Annotated in this window: 13 protein-coding genes; 2 read left to right on the top strand and 11 right to left on the bottom strand. The window is 33.7% G+C overall.

The window, feature by feature from the left end; all coding sequences use genetic code 11:
* The 5 genes from B2741_RS08835 to B2741_RS08815 all read right to left on the bottom strand — a co-directional run bounded on the left by B2741_RS08835 (position 1) and on the right by B2741_RS08815 (position 7,720).
* The gene (locus B2741_RS08835; RefSeq protein ID WP_291137748.1) at positions 1 to 2,010 is read right to left on the bottom strand and encodes a fumarate reductase/succinate dehydrogenase flavoprotein subunit; all 2,010 of its coding nucleotides are present in this window, start codon (positions 2,008 to 2,010) and stop codon (positions 1 to 3) included.
* An 18-nt stretch (positions 2,011 to 2,028) separates the two neighbouring features.
* A complete protein-coding gene (locus tag B2741_RS08830; RefSeq protein WP_291137746.1) occupies positions 2,029 to 2,913 on the bottom strand; it encodes a succinate dehydrogenase cytochrome b subunit in 885 nt (294 codons plus the stop codon).
* 179 nt (positions 2,914 to 3,092) lie between these two features.
* Entirely contained in the window at positions 3,093 to 3,965 is an 873-nt protein-coding gene (locus B2741_RS08825) for a hypothetical protein (RefSeq protein WP_291137743.1), read from the bottom strand.
* 122 nt (positions 3,966 to 4,087) lie between these two features.
* Complete coding sequence (locus B2741_RS08820) at positions 4,088 to 4,939, bottom strand: ChaN family lipoprotein (protein ID WP_291137740.1); 852 nt, start codon at positions 4,937 to 4,939, stop codon at positions 4,088 to 4,090.
* Between the two features lie 3 nt (positions 4,940 to 4,942).
* Positions 4,943 to 7,720 (bottom strand): VPS10 domain-containing protein, encoded by a 2,778-nt coding sequence (locus B2741_RS08815; RefSeq protein ID WP_291137737.1) that lies wholly within the window; start codon positions 7,718 to 7,720, stop codon positions 4,943 to 4,945.
* A 118-nt stretch (positions 7,721 to 7,838) separates the two neighbouring features.
* Between B2741_RS08815 and B2741_RS08810 the strand changes: the two genes are divergently transcribed.
* Entirely contained in the window at positions 7,839 to 9,131 is a 1,293-nt protein-coding gene (locus B2741_RS08810; RefSeq protein ID WP_291137734.1) for an aminopeptidase P family protein, read from the top strand.
* A 148-nt stretch (positions 9,132 to 9,279) separates the two neighbouring features.
* Here B2741_RS08810 and B2741_RS08805 read toward each other — a convergent pair whose 3' ends face one another.
* Both B2741_RS08805 and B2741_RS08800 read right to left on the bottom strand, forming a co-directional pair.
* Positions 9,280 to 9,672, bottom strand: coding sequence for a DUF1398 domain-containing protein (locus B2741_RS08805; RefSeq protein ID WP_291137731.1), 393 nt, complete (start codon positions 9,670 to 9,672; stop codon positions 9,280 to 9,282).
* A 72-nt stretch (positions 9,673 to 9,744) separates the two neighbouring features.
* Positions 9,745 to 10,956 carry an AbiH family protein gene (locus B2741_RS08800; protein ID WP_291137729.1) on the bottom strand — a complete coding sequence of 404 codons (1,212 nt, stop codon included), beginning with the start codon at positions 10,954 to 10,956 and terminating at the stop codon, positions 9,745 to 9,747.
* A gap of 111 nt (positions 10,957 to 11,067) precedes the next feature.
* Between B2741_RS08800 and B2741_RS08795 the strand changes: the two genes are divergently transcribed.
* A complete protein-coding gene (locus tag B2741_RS08795; protein ID WP_291137727.1) occupies positions 11,068 to 11,850 on the top strand; it encodes an alpha/beta fold hydrolase in 783 nt (260 codons plus the stop codon).
* 34 nt (positions 11,851 to 11,884) lie between these two features.
* On the opposite strand, the gene B2741_RS08790 is transcribed toward B2741_RS08795, so the two are convergent.
* The 4 genes from B2741_RS08790 to B2741_RS08775 all read right to left on the bottom strand — a co-directional run bounded on the left by B2741_RS08790 (position 11,885) and on the right by B2741_RS08775 (position 20,634).
* A complete protein-coding gene (locus B2741_RS08790) occupies positions 11,885 to 14,662 on the bottom strand; it encodes a PD-(D/E)XK nuclease family protein (RefSeq protein WP_291137725.1) in 2,778 nt (925 codons plus the stop codon).
* A 63-nt stretch (positions 14,663 to 14,725) separates the two neighbouring features.
* Positions 14,726 to 16,129 carry an OmpA family protein gene (locus tag B2741_RS08785; protein ID WP_291137722.1) on the bottom strand — a complete coding sequence of 468 codons (1,404 nt, stop codon included), beginning with the start codon at positions 16,127 to 16,129 and terminating at the stop codon, positions 14,726 to 14,728.
* Positions 16,130 to 16,232: 103 nt separating this feature from the next.
* The gene (gene kbl, locus B2741_RS08780; protein ID WP_291137719.1) at positions 16,233 to 17,429 is read right to left on the bottom strand and encodes a glycine C-acetyltransferase; all 1,197 of its coding nucleotides are present in this window, start codon (positions 17,427 to 17,429) and stop codon (positions 16,233 to 16,235) included.
* A 31-nt stretch (positions 17,430 to 17,460) separates the two neighbouring features.
* The gene (locus B2741_RS08775; RefSeq protein ID WP_291137716.1) at positions 17,461 to 20,634 is read right to left on the bottom strand and encodes a UvrD-helicase domain-containing protein; all 3,174 of its coding nucleotides are present in this window, start codon (positions 20,632 to 20,634) and stop codon (positions 17,461 to 17,463) included.
* Positions 20,635 to 20,718: the final 84 nt, after the last annotated feature.

The following is a 20,718-nucleotide window of genomic DNA, read 5'->3' as shown; positions in this document are numbered from 1 at the left end:
TTATTTGTAATTTCTAGCTGCAATTTTAATTTCTTCGTATTTCAATTCTTCTTTGTGAAGTTCTTCTTTGCTGATGTCATCACCTTTATATTCCCAAGCTCCAACAAATTTGAAGTTTTCGTCATCACGTAATGTTTCACCTTCAGCATCTTGATATTCTTCACGGAAGTGACCTCCACAAGATTCTTTACGTTGTAAAGCATCCATTGCCATCAACTGACCTAATTCGATGAAATCGGCAACTCTTAATACTTTTTCTAACTCAGGATTTAATTCGTCTGCGCTTCCAGGAACATAAACTTCTTTGTAGAAATCTTCTTTTAATTGAGCGATTTCAGCAATAGCTTCAGTTAATCCTTTTTCGTTACGACCCATTCCTACTTTATTCCACATAATCAAACCTAATTTTTTATGGAAATAATCAACCGATTTAGTACCGTTGTTGTTTAAGAATTTGCTAATTGAATCTTTAACTCTAGCTTCAGCTTCTAAGAATTCTGGAGAATCTGTTGAGATTTTTCCAGTTCTAATTTCGTCAGCTAAATAGTTAGAAATTGTGTAAGGTAAAACGAAATATCCATCTGCTAAACCTTGCATTAAAGCTGAAGCTCCTAAACGATTTGCTCCGTGGTCAGAGAAGTTAGCCTCACCTGCTACGAAACAACCTGGAATAGTAGATTGTAAGTTATAATCAACCCAAACGCCACCCATTGTATAGTGAACTGCTGGGTAAATTTTCATCGGAGTTTCATAAGGATTCTCATCCGTGATTTTTTGATACATCGTAAACAAGTTACCATATTTCTCTTCTAACCACTGTTTTCCTAAAGCTGTAATTTCTTCTGGAGTTGGATTGTGATTTCCTTTAGCGTAAGCCGATTGTTTTCCTTTAGTTTGAATTTCAGTTGAGAAATCTAAGTAAACTCCTTCGTTAGTGTCATTTGCTTCGATACCGTGTCCAGCATCACAAACTTCTTTTGCAGCTCTTGAAGCCACATCACGAGGAACTAAATTTCCAAAAGCTGGATATTTTCTCTCTAAATAATAATCTCTATCTTCTTCAGCAATTTGTGTTGGTTTTAATTTCCCAGCTCTAATTGCTTCCGCATCTTCTTTTTTCTTAGGAACCCAAATACGACCCGAGTTACGTAACGATTCAGACATCAAGGTTAATTTTGACTGATTGGTTCCGTGAACTGGAATACATGTTGGGTGAATTTGTACATAACATGGGTTTGCAAATAACGCTCCTTGTTTGTGGATTTTCCATCCAGCTGTTACGTTACTTCCCATTGCGTTTGTAGAAAGGAAATATACGTTTCCGTAACCTCCAGAAGCAATAACAACAGCATGTGCTGAATGTCTTTCGATTTCCCCTGTAATTAAGTTACGAGCGATAATTCCACGAGCTTTTCCATCTACTTTAACTAAATCTAACATTTCGTGACGATTGTACATTTTTACACGTCCTAATCCGATTTGTCTTGATAAAGCAGAATATGCTCCTAATAATAATTGTTGTCCTGTTTGTCCAGCAGCGTAGAAAGTACGTTGTACTTGTGTTCCACCAAACGAACGGTTGTCTAACATTCCACCATATTCGCGAGCGAAAGGAACTCCTTGCGCCACACATTGATCAATAATATTTCCCGAAACTTCTGCTAAACGGTGAACATTTGCTTCACGCGCACGGTAGTCACCACCTTTAATAGTATCATAGAAAAGACGGTAAATACTATCTCCATCATTTTGATAATTTTTTGCTGCATTGATACCTCCTTGAGCCGCAATTGAGTGCGCACGACGAGGAGAATCTTGAAAACAGAATGCTTTTACGTTGTAACCCATCTCTCCAAGAGAAGCGGCAGCAGAAGCACCTGCTAAACCAGTTCCTACCACAATAATATCGATTTTTGGTCTATTATTTGGAGCAACTAATTTCAAGTGATTTTTATGATCGGTCCATTTGTCTTTTAACGGACCTGCTGGTATTTTAGAATCTAACTTCATAATATATACTGATGTTGATTATTTTTTAAAGTGTAAGATAACTGGAATAATTGCAAATAATAGCGGAACTATAATTGCGAATGCTTTTCCGAAAAACTTAATAACAGGTGTTAATTTAGAACTATTAACCCCTAAAGATTGAAAAGCACTTTGAAAACCATGCCATAAGTGAAATGCCAAAGCTAACATTGCTAAAACATAACCGATTGTAAAAAACAATCCGTATTTAGCATCTTTAAAAAAGTCTACAGTTAATTTATACAAATCTTTGTAACCTTCAAAAACTACTTCACCTGTTTTTTTGTTTACGATTTTAGTCATGTCTTGTACTTCTAAATCGTATTGCCCTTGTGTTTGCATTTTGATTGTCTCAAAAAATTCTTTAGATAATTTTCCGCTTTGATCCAATTGCATGTAAGGCATTTGAGAATCTTTAGTTCCCACTAACTGAATTTGTTTTTGTCCCATACCATTGTCCATTTCTTTTTGAACTAACGGCATGTTTTTGTCAAAATGCATTTTAGCCCAAAAATTCACCATGTGTGTAGCGATAAAAACCATAATAACTGTTCCTAAAACCGCCATATTTCTTGAAGCTAAACTGCTTGAAGAACCATCTGTTTTAGCATAACCAACTGGTCTTGCCTTTTTGTTTTGGATTGTTAACATGATTCCATCAATAGCATGGAATAAAATTGAAATGTAAGTAAGATAAGAAAGTAACTTAACTGCTGGATTGGTGGTCATGAATAATGCATATTCATTAAATTGCTTACTGGTTCCAAAAATCAATTGAAGATTTCCTGCCAAATGCCCCGCCAAAAACAAGCATAAAAATAAACCTGTAAGAGCCATCCAGTATTTTTTAACAATAGATGACTTTAATAGTGCCGATTTTGCCATAATTTTTATTTGATTGTACTAGTTTAATAAAAAATCAAACAAAAATAAGGCTATTTGAAATTAACTACAACCTTTTCGAGCTAATTTATAATGATTTTAAAATGAATTTAACTATCGTTGAATATCAAGTGTTTAGGTACTTAAAATCATGGTAGTGTATAATATTTTAGCAAATATATTTATTTAACATAAGTAGGTATCAATCCTCTTAAGCCCATATCAACCACATTTTCACCTATTGAAGGCTCATATTTACCATCTGAAGTAACTTCTTGCCATTCAAAACTATTGTTAGAAGAAAGGGATAAAGTAATCACTACATCGCGCGTTTCATTACCATTAATAATAAGATTTTGAGCAAATTTTCCTGTTACTACACAAGAGCCCGCAGGTATTGGAGAAGTTGCTGCAATTGGGTTTGGAACTGTTGTGGCTCCGGCTGGTGTTTGACCTGAAGTAGCATAAGGAAAATCATTCAAAGCAAAAGCCCAGTAACCTTGTAGTCGATTTGCATTAACAGGAAAAGAGTTATTACCTATAGAATGTGTTGTGATGTACGAATTGTATCCAACAAAACTTGCTAATTTTCCTAGATAATCAGTTCCTGCATTTCTAACGGAAATAGTATATTCTTGGTAAGCCAAAGAAACGCGAACATATTCATAATTACCTTGTGCTACTTGACTTAATGGAATTCTCAAAAACGCTTCGCCTTCGCCAACCACGACAGCTTTGCTAAAATCGATAGCTACAGCTCCGCCTGCAGTTGTTTCATCTGCGTGATACAAAATAGCTCCATCTCCAAGTTGGGTATAAGCTGTGGGTGCCAACTCAAAATAATGAGCACTAATTTTACTAAAGTCAGGTGATTGTGCTGCGTGACCAGATGGAATAGTAGCAGGTTGACCTAAATTATTCAATCGCACTTGATTAGGATCAAATTGGAATTTGACTATTAAATGAGGCTCTTCTGATACACCATCTGAATCCTCACAAGAGAAAAAAGCAAATGCACCAACTAGTAAAATGAATAAAACTACTAATTTTTTCATACTATCGATTGTTTTCTAACCCTGATTGGAGTGATAGCTCCCGATAAAATCGGGACTATAACGGAAAGCAGGAATCCAACATTAAACAAAACCCTACGTTTGGTTTCAAAAATAAGACGATTTTAATACGTTTTTGTTACGTCTTCATCTATAACGAGAATAAAGTCGGCTTTATTGTAATGTTCGGCTTCTAATTTTGAAATATCTTTTTGTTCAACTGTGGCTATGGTAATGATTTTTATTTCTGAATCTAATTTTCTTAAATACCAATTAATCCCTTCGTAATTATCGGAATGATATGTTCCGTTGTAATGCACAAAAATGCTGTTCTCTTTTCTATTTTTATTGATAAAATAAGCCATTGTAGCGTCTTTAATGGCTTGGGCTTTCGGCATTTTTTCGCCTGCATGACCTCCTTGCATTCCCATCATGCTTTTATAACCTGGTAAATTAATATCAAATTCTATTGGCAACGGAGCAATCCACGATTTCTCTAGAGCAGAAAGCGAATCCAAAGCCACTAAATCTTTTTTAAATACTAACGAAGCGTATCTTCGAGGCACATTTGTAGCAATAAAATTAATTTTTTTCTCTTTTGCAAAATCGACTAAAGGTTTATAATCGGTTTTATAATTTTTCCAAAGACGAGCCGAAGAATCCAATTGTTTTTGATTGATTTCGTCTTTTAAATATTGGTCGAGTTGCTTTTGATTGTCTGCTTCGAGCATTTCAGCACCTAAAACCAATAGCTTCTTTTGATCCAAATCTTTAGTAAACTCCAATTGCAACCAATGTACAATTGAATTATCATGATATTCACCAAACAAAACCACTTCAGCCTTTTCTCCAGCTTTTAAGAGTTTTTCATAGGAAGTTCTTTTACCGTTCTTATCAAAAATTTGATAGGCTTTTTTGTCTTGTGCCACAGAAGACAAAGACCAAACAATCGCCATATACAGAATTAGATTTTTCATATTTTATTTTTTTGGAGCTGAAACTTCAAACGATTTGGTTTCTGTTACTTTATCTTTTGAAACTGCCATTTTATATTTCCCAACAGGCAAATAAAACTTCTTGTTTTCAGCTTCTTTAATTTTGATATTTTTGTCTTTCTTATTCCACTTTTCAGCAACTTCTTTTGAAAGCGAATAATCGTAGGTAAACGAATTCAAGCCTTTTTTTGCATCCACTTTTTGAAAATGAACTACCATTCCTGCTTCATTTGTAACAGAAACATTTACCATTTCATCACCGTTTGAATAAAACCAAATGTCTTGAGACGGCTCACTCGGTTTTCCCCATGCGTAATTTTGACTTCCCCAACGTTCTGATTTTGTTCTATCGTTTATTTTAAATAAATGAATGTTTTTAGCCAAAACGTCTTTAGTCAATTCCTGAACTTTAGAAATATCCATTTTATAAATCGAACGACCATGAGTTCCTACGATTAATTCTTTAGCTTTGGTTTGAATTACCGCATCATGAACCGCCACTTTTGGCATTCCGTTGGAGAAATCTTGCCAAGTTGTACCTTTGTCTAACGAAATAAACAAGCCATTATCGGTTCCAACATATAAAATATTCTCATTTGCTGAATCTTCCACAATTACGTTAACTGCTTCTGTTAATCCGTTTGAAATTGATGTCCAAGTCGCACCAAAATCTTCCGAAACATAAGCATAGCTTTCAAAAATATCGTTTCTATAACCGTTTAAAGTGGCATAAACTCTTTCTTTTTTGTAAGTTGAAGCGGCAACTCTTGAAACCCATAAATTTTGTGGTAAATTACCCGAAATCAATTGCCAAGAAACGCCTCCATCTTTTGAAACATGAATTTTTCCATCATCAGAACCTGCATAAAGCAATCCGAATTGGAATTTACTTTCTGAAATAGTTGTCAAAGTTCCAAAAGCTACATTTCCTTCTTTAGCTCCGTTTGTTAAATCACCTGAAATTCTTTCCCAAGTTTCACCTTGATTCATAGAACGATGTAAAAACTCCGAACCCATGTACAAAATATCTTGATTGTGTGATGATAACAAAATCGGTGTTTGCCAATTGAAACGATAAGGTTTTTCTCCTTTTGGAGCTTTTGGTGTAATGTAATCAAACTTTCCTTCTTTCTGATTGATTTTATAGTAATTTCCAAATTGATAACCTGTAAAAACTACATTTGGATTACGACTATCAATTTGTGTTTGCATACCATCGCCACCCATTAATTCTTGATACGGATATTTCCCTTCTTGATGCCAAGCAACATTATGCGAGTAATTATTCGGACCAAACCAAACGCCGTTATCTTGCATTCCTCCATAGACATTATAATTTTCTTGATAATCCACATTCACGGCATAAAACTGACTTACCGCTTCATTATTACACTTAATCCAATGTTCGCCATTATCATACGAAATATTCACACCACCATCGTTTCCGTTAATAATGTGATTTGGATTTTCAGGATTTACCCAAGTTACGTGATGATCGGCATGAACGTTTTCTTTAGAAATGGCAGTAAAAGTTTTTCCTCCATCTTCTGAAAACAATAACGGAACACCACCAATATAAACACGATTTTGATTTTTCTCATCAACCGAAATGTTCGCAAAGTAATAGCCGTAGGTATAAAACATATCGTCAATGTAATTCTGATTGGTTTTTTTCCAAGATTTTCCGCCATCTTCCGATTTGTAGACTTCACAACCAATTACTTCGGTTTCAAATAACGCTTTATTTGCATCAGACAAAACAGCCAAAACTTCTTTTGGTTCCATGTTGTTGTCAGTAACCCAATTTTTAATGTTTTCCGCACGATATTTATCTCTAAAACCGCTTTCTTTTAAAGCGATATTCAGTTCTTTGTTCGAAATTTCCATGAAATCAGCTCCAGGAGTTGACAACATCGTAGTCAATTTATTTTTTGAAGCTGTTTTTGGTCGTTTGTTCTGATTATCAACAACGGCATAAATCAAGTTTTCATTAAATAGTGCCAAACCAATTCTTCCCACACCTTCATTAGCAGGAAATCCGCTTTCTTTTGTGGTAACTAATTTCCAAGAAGTTCCGCCATCTTCACTTTTATAAATTCCTGATTTTTCTCCATCACCATCAAAATGCCACGCTTTTCTATCTTTTTGCCAAGACGCAGCAAACATGATTTTTGGATTATTTTTCGAAACCGCTAAATCAATAATTCCAGCATCTTCAGCAACGAACAATGTTTGTTTCCAAGATTTCCCACCATCAATTGATTTGTAAATACCACGTTCTTTGTTGGTCGTATACAAATGTCCGACAGCAGCTACTACAATTTCATTCAAATTGCTTGGGTTAACCCAAATTCTGCTGATATGATGCGAATCTTTTAATCCTAAATTTTCCCAAGTTTTACCTTTATCCGAAGATTTTAAAACCCCAACTCCAGCATAAGACGAACGCGAAGCATTCACTTCACCCGTTCCTACCCAAATAGTTCCCGAATTCCAATCTACCGTAACCGAACCACAATTAACAGTTTCTGCCGAATCCATCATTGGACTGAAAGAAGTTCCGTTATTATTAGTGTACCAAAGTCCGCCAGTAGCATAAGCGACATAAAATTCGGTTGGATTTTTTGGATTAACAGCTAAATCTACCACACGACCGCTCATGATGGTTGGTCCGATATTTTTAGCTTCTACTTGATTAAACAACGAATTTTGAGCGATTGTTGATTGCACAATCAATAAAAACAGTAGCGTAATTTGCTTCATCTTGAAAAATTTTGTTGAAAATTAGCCAAAACATTGCACTTCTACAAAATTTCTAAAGTATTTAACAACTTTTCATTTTTATCTTTTTATTTTTGGAAATCGAAAAAAATCATAAACCATGAAATACCATCAAATAGACCGCGATTTATACGTTAAAAACAGAGCGAAATTTACAGCTCAAATGAAACCTAACAGTGTTGCGGTATTCAATTCAAACGATATTTATCCAGTTTCTGCCGATTCTACTTTGCCTTTCGCACAACATAGAGATATTTTATATTTATCGGGAGTGGATCAAGAAGAAAGTGTTTTATTGCTTTTCCCTGATGCACCTTACGAACATTTGAAAGAAATTTTATTCTTAAAAGAAACCAACGAGCATATTGCGATTTGGGAAGGTGAAAAACTTACCAAAGAAAGAGCTTTTGAAGTTTCTGGAATTAAATCGGTGATTTGGTTACAGGATTTTCACAAAACGTTGAAAGAAATCATGGCATATGCTGATACGATTTACATCAACACAAACGAACATTATCGTGCCGTTATTGAAACAGAAACTCGTGAAGCCCGTTTTATCAAATGGTGGAAAGAAAATTATCCAGCACACAAAGTAGAAAAATCAAATCCTATTTTACAAAGATTGCGTTCGGTAAAGGAAAGCGAAGAATTGGATTTAATCCAAAAAGCATGTGATATTACTGAAAAAGGTTTTAGACGCGTGTTGCAATTCGTAAAACCAAACGTAATGGAATACGAAATTGAGGCTGAATTTGCGCATGAATTCTTAAGAAATCGTTCGAAAGGTTTTGCTTACACGCCAATTATCGCTTCGGGTAATAACGCGAATGTATTGCACTACATTGAAAACAACCAACAATGCAAAGCAGGCGATTTAATTTTATTAGACGTTGGTGCAGAATATGCGAATTATTCAAGTGATATGACGCGTATGGTTCCAGTTTCAGGTCGTTTTACAGATAGACAAAAAGCGGTTTACAATGCTGTTTTAAATGTGAAAAATGAAGCTACAAAAATGTTGGTTCCAGGAACGTTATGGAAACAATATCATGTAGAAGTGGGCAAAATCATGACTTCTGAATTGTTAGGTTTAGGATTAATCGACAAAGCCGATGTTCAAAACGAAAATCCAGATTGGCCAGCATACAAAAAATATTTCATGCACGGAACTTCGCACCACATGGGATTAGATACTCACGATTACGGTTTACTACACGAACCAATGCAAGCTAACATGGTCTTCACAGTTGAACCTGGAATTTACATTCCGAAAGAAGGTTTTGGTATTCGTTTAGAGGACGATATGGTGATTCAATCAACAGGAGCTGCGTTCAATTTAATGCGAAACATTCCAATTGAAATTGAGGAAATTGAGTCGATAATGAATGCTTAATTAGAGAAAAGATACAAGAAGAAAGAAAAAAGACGGTTTACGAAAGTGAGCCGTTTTTTTATGCTCAAAACTTGACTCAACGCAAACTTGTCATGCTGTAAAGCATCTCTTTATGAGATTCCTACGGAATGACAAGTTTGTGGTGAAACTAAACCGACGGAATTACTTCCACTACCATTTCATTCCCGGCTTTGTCGTAATAACTGCACGTCATTTTATCCATCACTACAATCCATTTTTCAACACCTGATTTGGCGCAATCATTTAAAAACGTCATGTAATCAGTGTTGCCTTGTTGGTGCGATTTTAAGTCTGATTTGAATTGCTCAACGTTACTTTCATCAGCAATAGTTAAGGTTTCTGAAAAACCTTCTGAAGCTATTCGAAAATCATTGGCACCATAATAATTAGTATGATTGTCAAATACAAACGTTTCAAAGGAAGTAACACCAAGCGCAATAATGTCTTGCATGTATTTTGGAAAATCGGCACCACTTTTTACTTTGGCGTGCGCTTCGTGAATTTGTTGGATGGTGAACATGAGAGAATAATTTTATAAGGCTAAAATAAGTTTTTTACGCGAATTTGTTATTTCGACAGAGAAAAAATCGCATTATTCCTTTGTTTCTTGAAACTTAATTAATGGTTTACAATGTCTTTTTTCAACCACTTTTTTTCTCAACATTTTTTTATCTTTAAAATGTCTTGAAATATTTTGAGTAATTTCCGTATAATTATCTTTTATTTTGTCTGTTTGTTTATCTAAATATTGATAATAAAAGACTTTCACAGAAAGACAATTTTCATTCTCAAAAATTGTGCTTAGTAATGTTCTATCAGACAATCCACACGAATGGCCCATAATAAAAACTTGAAATGGTCCAGATTCTATAAAATTATAAAGATTCTTATAATTTGAGTGTTCTAAATATTGAATTGATTTAAAATTTTTCAAGTATTCATTATCGTCAATATCTTCAATCAATTGATATTCTTTATCCATCTCATCTCCAAACCCAAATATAATTGGCAAATCTTTAGAATCAATTGCACCATGAATATAATTGTTGTAAATATCAAATTTTGATTTCAAGATTTCTTCAGAATAATCAAAAACGGTTTTTGTGTAATTAAAACTTAATAAGTTTGTTTCTTCTATACTAAAATTATCCAAATTATTGAAATACTCTTCTTGAGCTTTATCAAATAAAAAATCGTTATAACAAGGCACTTCAATTAAATGCTCAATAATTTCATTATTTTTAATTTTTTCCCAATTATAACTTTGTTCAAAAACACTATTTAAATAACTTTCAAACAAATTTTTAATTTCTTCAAAATCTTCATTTAGTTGTTTAATTCCCCATATATAATTTTGATTTTGTACTTCTCCTTTAGCTCTTTCTTTTAAGGTTTTATAATATAAATTTTCAATATCAACCCAATTCTCTATTGATTCAGAACTCATTAATTTAAAAAATTTATTTTTATAATTGATAAGTTGAATCCTATTATTTGCTAAAGCTATAGGATTATCTTTTATTTTATAAACTTCTATACCATCTCTTTTGTATATGTTTTTGATTTTGGCGATTTCATCTATCAATTCATCTAATTTTTCATGGTTTTTGAATTCAACAAAATTATCAAGATTAAAAGACACTAATCCATTATGATTACTGTCTTTTACATTTTTCCAATAATCATCTATAAAATCCCTATAACTCGTTGGCAAACCATGTGCTAAATCAAAACCGTTTCCAATAATCACTAATCTGTTCATAAATCTAAAAATGCTTTTCTCAAAAATACGTTTTTTATTCATAAAATGTGATTTCTCCTTAGGTCGAAATGACAAAGTGGTTAAAAATATTTTCCTAGCGCACTTCTCGAAAAAACTTTGCGCTCTTTGCGTTTAAACCCTAACTTTGCCCTCATGAAAACCACTAACTTCAAAAACACTAAAATCAGTTATACCGACCAAGGAAAAGGAACGGCTGTGGTTTTATTACATGGTTTTTTGGAAAATCAATCGATGTGGAAGGCGTTTGTTCCTGAATTGGTTAAAAAACACCGCATCATTACTATCGATTTATTAGGTCATGGTGAAACCGAATGTCTGGGTTATGTCCACACGATGGAAGACCAAGCCGATATGGTACATCATGTATTGCACGAATTAAAAATCAGGAAAGCGGTTTTGATTGGGCATTCGATGGGTGGTTATGTAGCGTTGGCTTTCGCTGAATTGTATCCCGATAATATCAAAGGAATTGTGTTACAAAACTCTACTTCAAGAGCTGATAGCGACGAACGAAAAGCAAATCGTGACCGTGCTATTGTGGCGGTGAAGCAAAATTATTCGGCATTCATTCGTATGAGTATTGCCAATTTATTTAGTGAAGACAATCGTGAACGTTTAGCAGATATTATCGAAGAAGTAAAATTAGAAGCTTTAAAAACGCCACTTCAAGGTATTGTTGCCGCATTGGAAGGCATGAAAATTAGAAAAGACCGCGAAGTTATTTTGCATTTTGCGCCATATCCAATTCAACTTATTTTAGGCAAAAAAGATCCCGTTTTAAATTACGATGAAAATATAGAACAAATCGAAGGTACACAAGTGCAACTTACCACTTTCGAAGACGGCCACATGAGTCATTTTGAGAATCAGGCGGAATTGTTGATAGTTTTGAGTGGATTTTTGAAAAGGGTTTAGTTTTTAACCGCAAAGTTCGCAAGGCTTTATTTAATTATACTTTCTCTTTAAAAGGAATTTCTGGGTTGAAAATTTCTACAATCAATTTTTCTAATTCCGATTTGAAATCCTCTAAAATATCATTTGAAATAACAAGTTCAGCATCTTTTCCTTTTCCCAATCCGAAAGGCAAAAAACCACTTTTCATGTTTTTAAACGAAATAATTCCCGCTGAAACTTCTCGGTTTTGTTTCAATTCGTGATTTTCAAACATCAACGCATAACACAACAACTGAATGATTTTTTCATTTTTTATATCAGTAGTTAAATCGGTAAAATCGTTAATTTTTAAACTATTGCCCAATACTTTTCCTGTTTTGTAATCGATGATTCTAATAGTTCCATCTCGCTCTTCGATTCGGTCGACTTTACCTGCAATTTTTAGTGGAAAGGGTAAAGATTTCACTTCGATTTCACAAGACAAACTTGCTTCTAACAACAATACTTTTATAGCTTGACCTTCTTCGATATCTTTCTTTTCTAATTGTAGAAAATTGTAGACATTTCGTTTCGCTACTTCAAACGCTAATAGATTTTTCCCTTTGGTAATTTCGCCTTCTTTGTAAATTTCTTTGAAATGTTTCAGAATAACCTCGTCAATTTTTGTTTCCATTACTTCAATATGATGCAATGCTAAAAACTGATTCAAATAGGGTGTATACAATTCTTCCAAAGCATTATGAATGATAGTTCCCAATGTATTTACCGCAATGTTTTCTTCCACTTCATCGGCTTCGTTGATTCGCAAAATACGTTGCATATAAAACTGTAACGGATTTCGAATATAATTGGTCAACGACGATGGCGAAAATCCTTTATCGGTTGCGATTTCGTGCAAACGCGTTAGAATTTTATCGGTTTTTGGAATGGTAACGGGTTCGTATGCCTTTTCGGGTAAAACGGCGTTATAAATCGTGCTTGAAATACTATGTTTTGGTTGTTTCTCGATTTCTAATTGGGTAATAAAACGACTTTTTTCACCAGCATCGATTCCTTCGTTATCGGTATTGTAAAGCAACCAAACGTTTTTCGCTCGCAACAACAAATGATAAAAGTGATAGCAATAAATCGCATCTTTTTCTTTGTACGTTGGTAAGCCTAATTCTTTCTTTACATCATATGGAATGAATGAATTCTGTGATTTTCCAGCGGGAAACTTACCTTCATTTACGGATGTGATAATCACATTTTCAAAATCCAATACACGGCTTTCTAAAACACCCATTACTTGAAGACCTGACAAAGGCTCACCTTCGAAAGAAACTTCCGCTAAATCGATGATTTGCTTATAAATCGCTTGTAACGACTGCAAACTTTCGATTTGATTATAGGTTTCGTGATAATTGGTTAATTTATTAATGGTTTTAAACACTGAATACACGAAAGCTTTCGTAACTTTTTCTTCGGCATTGTCGTTACTTAAATAGGATTTTATGGTTAGTAAAATCGAATTCAAGTTTGTTAAAATATCGGAAATAGAATCGTCCCAACGAGTGAATAATAATTCAAAGAATTTATTTTCTGTGTTTGGATATTTTTCTTCGAATAAACTGAATAATTTTTGATTGGAAAAGAAAGTGAAATTGTTGTTGTTAATCACTTTTACAACTTCTTCCACTTTGCAATACGGTTCCACCAAAGGATGATTTAAAATATCCAGAACTTCTTTATAGTAAAAAGTGTAGCTTTTCTCGTTTCGTTGTTTGGCATTGGTATGCAACTTGAACAACTTACTAATCAACAGTTGCGCCGGATTATTTTTACTTGGATAACCCATCGTAATATTCAACGCCTCAACTGATTCAGGTAAGCCGTATAAAACAGGAAGCAACAGATTTTCATCCCCTAGAACAACAGCTGTTTTCTCTAAATTTGGGTTTTCAGATTGAATTTTTTCAATAATGGTTCCCACAATTTTGGCTTGACCAATGCTTTTAGGCGTCCCAATAATTTCAATGTTTTTAGCTTCGCTGAAATGATTTACAACCCATTCAAAATCTTGATTTACAAAAGGTTTCCATTCTTTTTTAAACTTTCTAATGAACAAACCAGCATCGTGATAGGAATCATTTAGAAAAACTTCATCTATATCCCAATAAATTTTAGCTTTATTCTCGTTTGCTAAATGTTTAAATATTTTTTCTTCCGCTTGATTTAAGGCGTTAAACCCTGCAAAATAGATTTGATTGGTAATTGTTTCGGTAAAGGCAGCTAAATTTTTAACTGCTTCTCTATACAATAATCCTTGATAACCGATTCCTTTTTTTAATAAATGATTATAAAAAGATTCGTAATACAAAGGTAATTTAGCCCAAAATTCTAAATGTGTATCTATTAATTTGGTTGTATTTGACGGTTCTAAATTCCACCTTTTCAAAGCTTCAATATCTTTTAGATACGAAAACACGTGATTTGGATCTAACAAATAGCGGTCGATTTCATTAAAATCTTGAATAGCTGTTTTTGCCCAAGTTGCAAATTCTTCAAACGATTGCTGTTTTGCTTTTTCAGTAACGGAGAGATAGACTTCGTAGAATTCAAATAACAATTCAATAGGATCAATCGTGCGCAAAGCTGAAATTTCCTGAATAAAATCTTCAATACTAATTATATTAGGCGCAAAAGAAGTGGTTTCTAATTGATTTTTTAAACTCTCTAAAAGAAACACTTTGGCTCTTTTATTAGGTAAAACAATTAAACAATTTGATAATTGAATATCAGATTGTGATAAAATAGTTGCGCTTAACTTGTCTAAAAAAGTAGTTGGATTCATTTTATAAAAATAAAAAAACGCCCCGATAAATCGAGGCGTTTCTTAATATATTTTAGAAAGAAATTATTTAACTAATTTCACTTCTACTCTTCTGTTGTTAGCTTTACCTTTAGCAGTTTTGTTAGAATCTACTGGCATAGTTTCACCAAAACCTTTAGAAGATAATCTAGAAGCATCGATACCTTGCTCAATTAAGAAGTTCTTAACTGCTGCTGCTCTGTCTTCAGATAATTTTTGGTTCATTGCATCTTTACCATCAGAATCAGTGTGACCTTCTAATGAGAATTTAGCTGTTGGATACTCTTTTAAGATAGCAGCCATTGCTTGTAAAACTGGCATTGTTTGTTTTTGGAAAGAAGCTTTACCAGAGTTAAACAAGATAGTTTTACCGTAATCATTTAATTTTTTCATTGTTTCGTCTGAAACTTCTGGACAACCATTGTTAGCAACAGTACCAGCTACAGTAGGACATTTGTCATCTTTATCAGCAACACCGTCACCATCAGTATCAGGCCATGGACAACCAGCGTTATCTTTAGCACCAGCTACAGTAGGACATTTGTCATCTTTATCAGCAACACCGTCACCGTCAGCATCTGGACATCCGTTCATCATTTTAGTTCCTTTGTCATCTGGACAAGCATCTTCTGAATTGATGATTCCGTCACCGTCGTTATCAGGACAACCGTTTAATTCTTTAGTTCCAGCTTCTTCTGGACAAGCGTCTTCTGAATCTTGGATACCATCTTTATCTGTATCAGGACATCCTTTGAATTCTGGTAAACCAGCAACTTCAGGACATGCATCATCTTTGTCATAAATTCCATCACCGTCTGTATCTTTACCTCCAAATTTGAAAGTTATACCAGCGAAATGTTGGATATGTGTTGGGACATCAAGATCAGCAAATCTGTCGTCATCAAATGAGTGTTTGTAAACAGATTGCAACTGCAAACCAACATTTTCAGAAAACCAAAAAGTTAAACCCAAACCTCCATTAACAGTACCTGCAGAAGCGTCTCCAAAAAAGTTGTAACCTCCTCCAATGTTAAGAGATGGATCTAACCATTTAGATTTTAACATTTCCATAAAACTATACTTGATAGTAGCATCAATAGCATAGTAAGATAAATCGCCAGGGTTTACAACTACATCAGTCGACTCAGTCCCAGTAACTCTGTAAACCATTTTGTCAATTCTGTTCACAGAACCTGTTAAACCAAAAGAAAAACCATCACCTACGTATCTAGACACGTTTAAGTAGGATACTGAAGGTAAAATGTTCCAGTTTTCTTTAGCATTCAATAATTGGATGAATTTTGGACTGTCATTTCCAACAGCACTAACTTTAGTGTCAACTCCATTTACCCCAAAAGACACTGCCCATGGGTTGTTGCTATCTTGTGCTTGTGATGTTAAACCAGCAAACAACAAAGCTGCAGCAAATAATTTGTTAAGATGTTTCATACTTGTTTTATTTAATTACAATGCGTTATAATTAGAACAAAAGTAATACGTTTTTTTTAACTACAAAAAGTTTTGTTAAAAAAAATTACTTTTTTATAGGATTTTACTTGATTATAGCTAAATTTTTGGCAACTTCAGTAAAAGCTTCTATAGCTTTATCCAAATGTGCTTGTGTATGCGCAGCTGATAATTGCACTCTAATACGAGCTTTATCCTTTGGAACAACTGGAAAGAAAAACCCTATAACATAGATTCCTTTTTTTAACAGTTCTTCTGCCATTATTTGCGATAATTTAGCATCATATAGCATAACAGGCACAATTGCAGAGTCTCCATCGATGAAATCTATGCCTGCTTTTCTTAATCCAGCTTTGAAATAATTCGTATTCCACTCTAATTTATCTCTAAGTGTAGTGTCTTTTTCTAATAATTCAAAAACTTTTAAAGAAGCTCCTACAATAGAAGGTGCTAACGAGTTAGAAAATAAATATGGACGCGAACGTTGGCGTAAAATTTCAATCACTTCTTTTTTAGCGGTTGTATAACCACCCATTGCACCACCTAAAGCTTTCCCTAAAGTCCCTGTGATGATATCCACTCTTCCCATTACACCTTTAGCTTCTAATGTCCCTTTTCCTGTTGCTCCAATGAAACCCGCTGCGTGGCATTCATCAACCATTACTAAAGCATCATACTTATCGGCTAAATCGCAAATTTTGTCTAATGGCGCCACTAATCCGTCCATTGAAAAAACTCCATCAGTTACAATAAGCTTAAAACGATGACCAGCTTCAGTAGCTTTAATCAATTGTTGCTCTAAATCTTCCATATTGGAATTTTCATAACGATAACGTGCTGCTTTACATAAACGAACCCCGTCGATAATGGAAGCATGATTCAAAGAATCGGAAATAATACAATCTTCTTCTCCTAGTAAAGGTTCAAAAACTCCTCCGTTAGCATCAAAAGCGGCTGCATATAAAATAGTATCTTCTGTTCCGTAGAAATTAGCGATTTTTTGTTCTAATTCTTTGTGGATATCTTGAGTTCCACAAATAAAACGTACTGACGACATTCCGAAACCATGAGAATCCAAAGCATCTTTCGCTGCTTGAACCACTTCTGGATGGGAAGACAATCCTAAATAATTGTTCGCACAAAAATTTAAGACCGTTTCGCCAGTTGAAATTGTAATTTCTGCTCCTTGAGGTGAAGTAATAATGCGTTCTTTTTTAAATAATCCGTTTTCTTGAATCGTATTTAATTCGTTTTGTAGGTGTTGTTGGATTTTTCCGTACATATTATTGTTGTTTGTTGTTATTAGTTTATGGTTACAAAGTTACTATTTCTATACTTTCACCTATATATATTAATACTTTTTTTGCAACCGTATACTTCATTTCTTGCAAAGCAAACTCATATTCTTCTAATTGCGCTTTGTGTTTGTTGTTTTTTTCTCCAGTTTTATAATCTAATAAATACGCAATATTATCTTTAATTACAACTCTATCAGGTTTACTGTTTTTTGTGGCTTTTTTTATAATGTTTTGCTCATTGAATACTTTGGCATCCGCTTCAAAAAACGGAATCAATTCTTCATGAAGTACAATTTTCGTTATCGTTTCCTTGAAAATTTGATATTGAGAAAACGTGATCAATCCCAATTCAGTTGCTTTTTGAATCGCTAAATCCACCTCATCTTTAGTATGAATAAACGCCATTATTTCATGCAAAATATTTCCAAAATTAATCGCATCTTGTTGCACAGTTCCCCACATTAAAGCTTCGCGTTGTGCAATTTTGATGTTTTTTGGATTTAATTTATGCGTTACAATACCAATTTGATTGTTTTTACCTTCGTGCGCTTTGTTGGTTGAAATTCGGGATGGATTTCCGAATTCGTATTCCAATTTTGTGTCTTCAAATTTCCCAGAATTATGCAAAAATTCAATAAAATAGTACGATAAATTATTAGTAACCAAATCATCTTTTTTGGTCAATAATTTATTTGAAATTACATACAATTGCTCTTCAGCACGAGTTAATGCTACATACAAAACGTTTATGGTATCTAAAACTTCTTCTTGATTTTTGGTTTGAAAAATGGTTTTGGCTTCGTTTCCGTAACTTTCTACTTCTTTTTTGTTATTGATTAACGCTTTTGGTAAATCAATGTTCGAATCTTCAAGCGGAATCCATAATTTGTCTTTAATTTTTCTCGAAAAATCTTCTTCGGCAAACGGAAAAATGACCACAGGAAATTCCAATCCTTTTGATTTATGAATCGTCATGATACGAACCGCATTGGTGCCTTCTGGTGATGGAATACTTTTTTGGTAGCCAATTTTATCCCAATACTCCAAGAAATCAGCAATGCTCGATTGCACTTTTACATCTTTTTCCAATACCAAATCCAAGAAATATTGCAAATACGAAGTATTCACTTTGTCATTCAAAAAAGTTGCAATTAAAATTTCGACTGCTTCATACAGCGATTTTTTCTTGCAATTTTTGAACGAAATTTCAATTCCGATGGTTTTCAAAAACGTTTCTAATTCATCGGAGTTTTTATCTTTCGTGGCCAAAATGAAATCGTGAATTGCTACTTCCGATTGTAAATATTTCGCAATAAAATACAAGAAATAGACTTTCGATTCGTCGTCTTTTGGATTTTTCAAATAACGAAGCAACGCAATCAACAACTTTACTTCCGTAGCATTTTGAATCAATAAAGTTTCCGAAGACAAAATCGGAACGCTGTTTTCGGTTAAGAAATTCGCTAATTTAATTCCGGGTGCTTTGGTCCGCGTAAGTAAGACTATGTCTTTGTATTCAAATCCGTTGGCAATACATTTTTCAATGGTTCGCAACGTTTGATTCAAGTAAAATTTATCTTTTATTGTAATCGAATCGTTGTCCGAATCAAAACCTTCGACTTCGGTTTCATCTTCTGGCACTTCGATGAACGATAAATTCACATAACCGCCAATTTTGGAATTGATTTCTTGATGCGAAAGGTTTTCGTATAAATTTTTATAATCTGGATTTTCAAATTTATCAGATAATTGCTTGAAAAACGCATTATTAAACTGAATAACTTCACTAAAACTACGGTAATTAGTTCCTAAACGAAGCGTTTCTTTATCCTTATTGGAAAACGGATTGTGCTTTTTATCTTCTTTTGCTAAATCAATAAATTGTTCGGCTTTTCCACCACGCCAACGGTAAATGGCTTGTTTTGGATCACCTACCAACATCAACGTCCCTTGTTGGCCAAAATCGTCTTGACCTGATAAAGCGTTATCAATTAACGGAATTAAATTTTGCCATTGCATCACCGAAGTATCCTGAAATTCATCGATAAAATAATGACGGTATTTTTCACCCAAACGCTCGTAAATAAAAGGCGCTGGCTGATTTTGAATCTCATTGTGAATGATTTTATTAAAATCGGAAATCGAAACTAAATTTTGCTCCTCCTGAATTTGTTTGAACTCCTGATAAATGGTATTTAATAACGAAAGTGGATTTAAGTTTTGTAGAAAAGCTTCATACATTGAAATTTTTCCTAGTTTATCATAAATTGATTTTAATTGCGATACAATTTCATCAATAATCGACTCAATAATAGCAACATCTTTAGCCGATTTTAAAACCTTAATATCATCAGGAGAAAAATATTTTTTTTGTGAGTCTTTCAACTGATTGGACTCAATGTTATTCAAATGATCATTGAAATACTTTGGAAAAGAACTTAAACTCGCGCCATTTGATTCAATAAAATGCTTGATTTTTTTTCCATCTTCGCTAGTTTCGGCTTTTAATTGCTTGATTTCTTCCTGCAATTTCTTTTTGATTACCCCAAAATCATCCAAACTTTTATCGGACATTTCTTTGATTTCTTCCGAATTGTTTTCGTTGGTAATCAGTTGGGCAACCTTTAATAATTCAGCCGAAATGTCCCAGTTTTTATCGTCGTCTGTTTTCTCTTTAGAAAATTCGATTAATAATTTGGTCAAATTTACATCATCACCAGCTTTAGAAATCACCAAATCAATGGCTTCCTGCAAAAGCGAATCGGTTTCCAATGAAACTTCAAAATTGGGTGGTAAATTCAAATCTTGCGCAAATGTTCGAATAACTTTGTGTGTGAATTTATCAATCGTAGAAATATCAAAAGCAGCATAATTGTGAATGATATTTTTGATAATTGCTTTCGATTTATCTTTTAAAGTGGCGATGCTTAATTTGGTTTCCGAGGCTACATCTTTTAGCAATTCCATCGCTTTATCAGAAGTAGTATCAATGGAAAACTCGTACAAACTTGATACAATTCGGCTTTTCATTTCTTCTACCGCTTTGTTGGTAAACGTAATTGCGAGAATTTTTCGGTAGGCATCATCATTAGTGGCTAAGAAAAGAATTTTTAAATATTCTTTCGTTAGCGTGTATGTTTTTCCAGAGCCAGCCGAAGCGTCGTATATGGTAAAAGCAATTGTGTTCAAATGTTATATTTATCTTAATAATAGTGGTATAGAAACTATCTATTTTTGATTCCGAAGTTTAATTTGTAAATTTGGTGAAAATAT

This window comes from Flavobacterium sp. UBA7663, from assembly GCF_002483315.1.
In the GTDB taxonomy this organism is placed as follows: Bacteria; Bacteroidota; Bacteroidia; order Flavobacteriales; family Flavobacteriaceae; genus Flavobacterium.
This window is presented reverse-complemented; position numbering and strand designations above follow the sequence as displayed.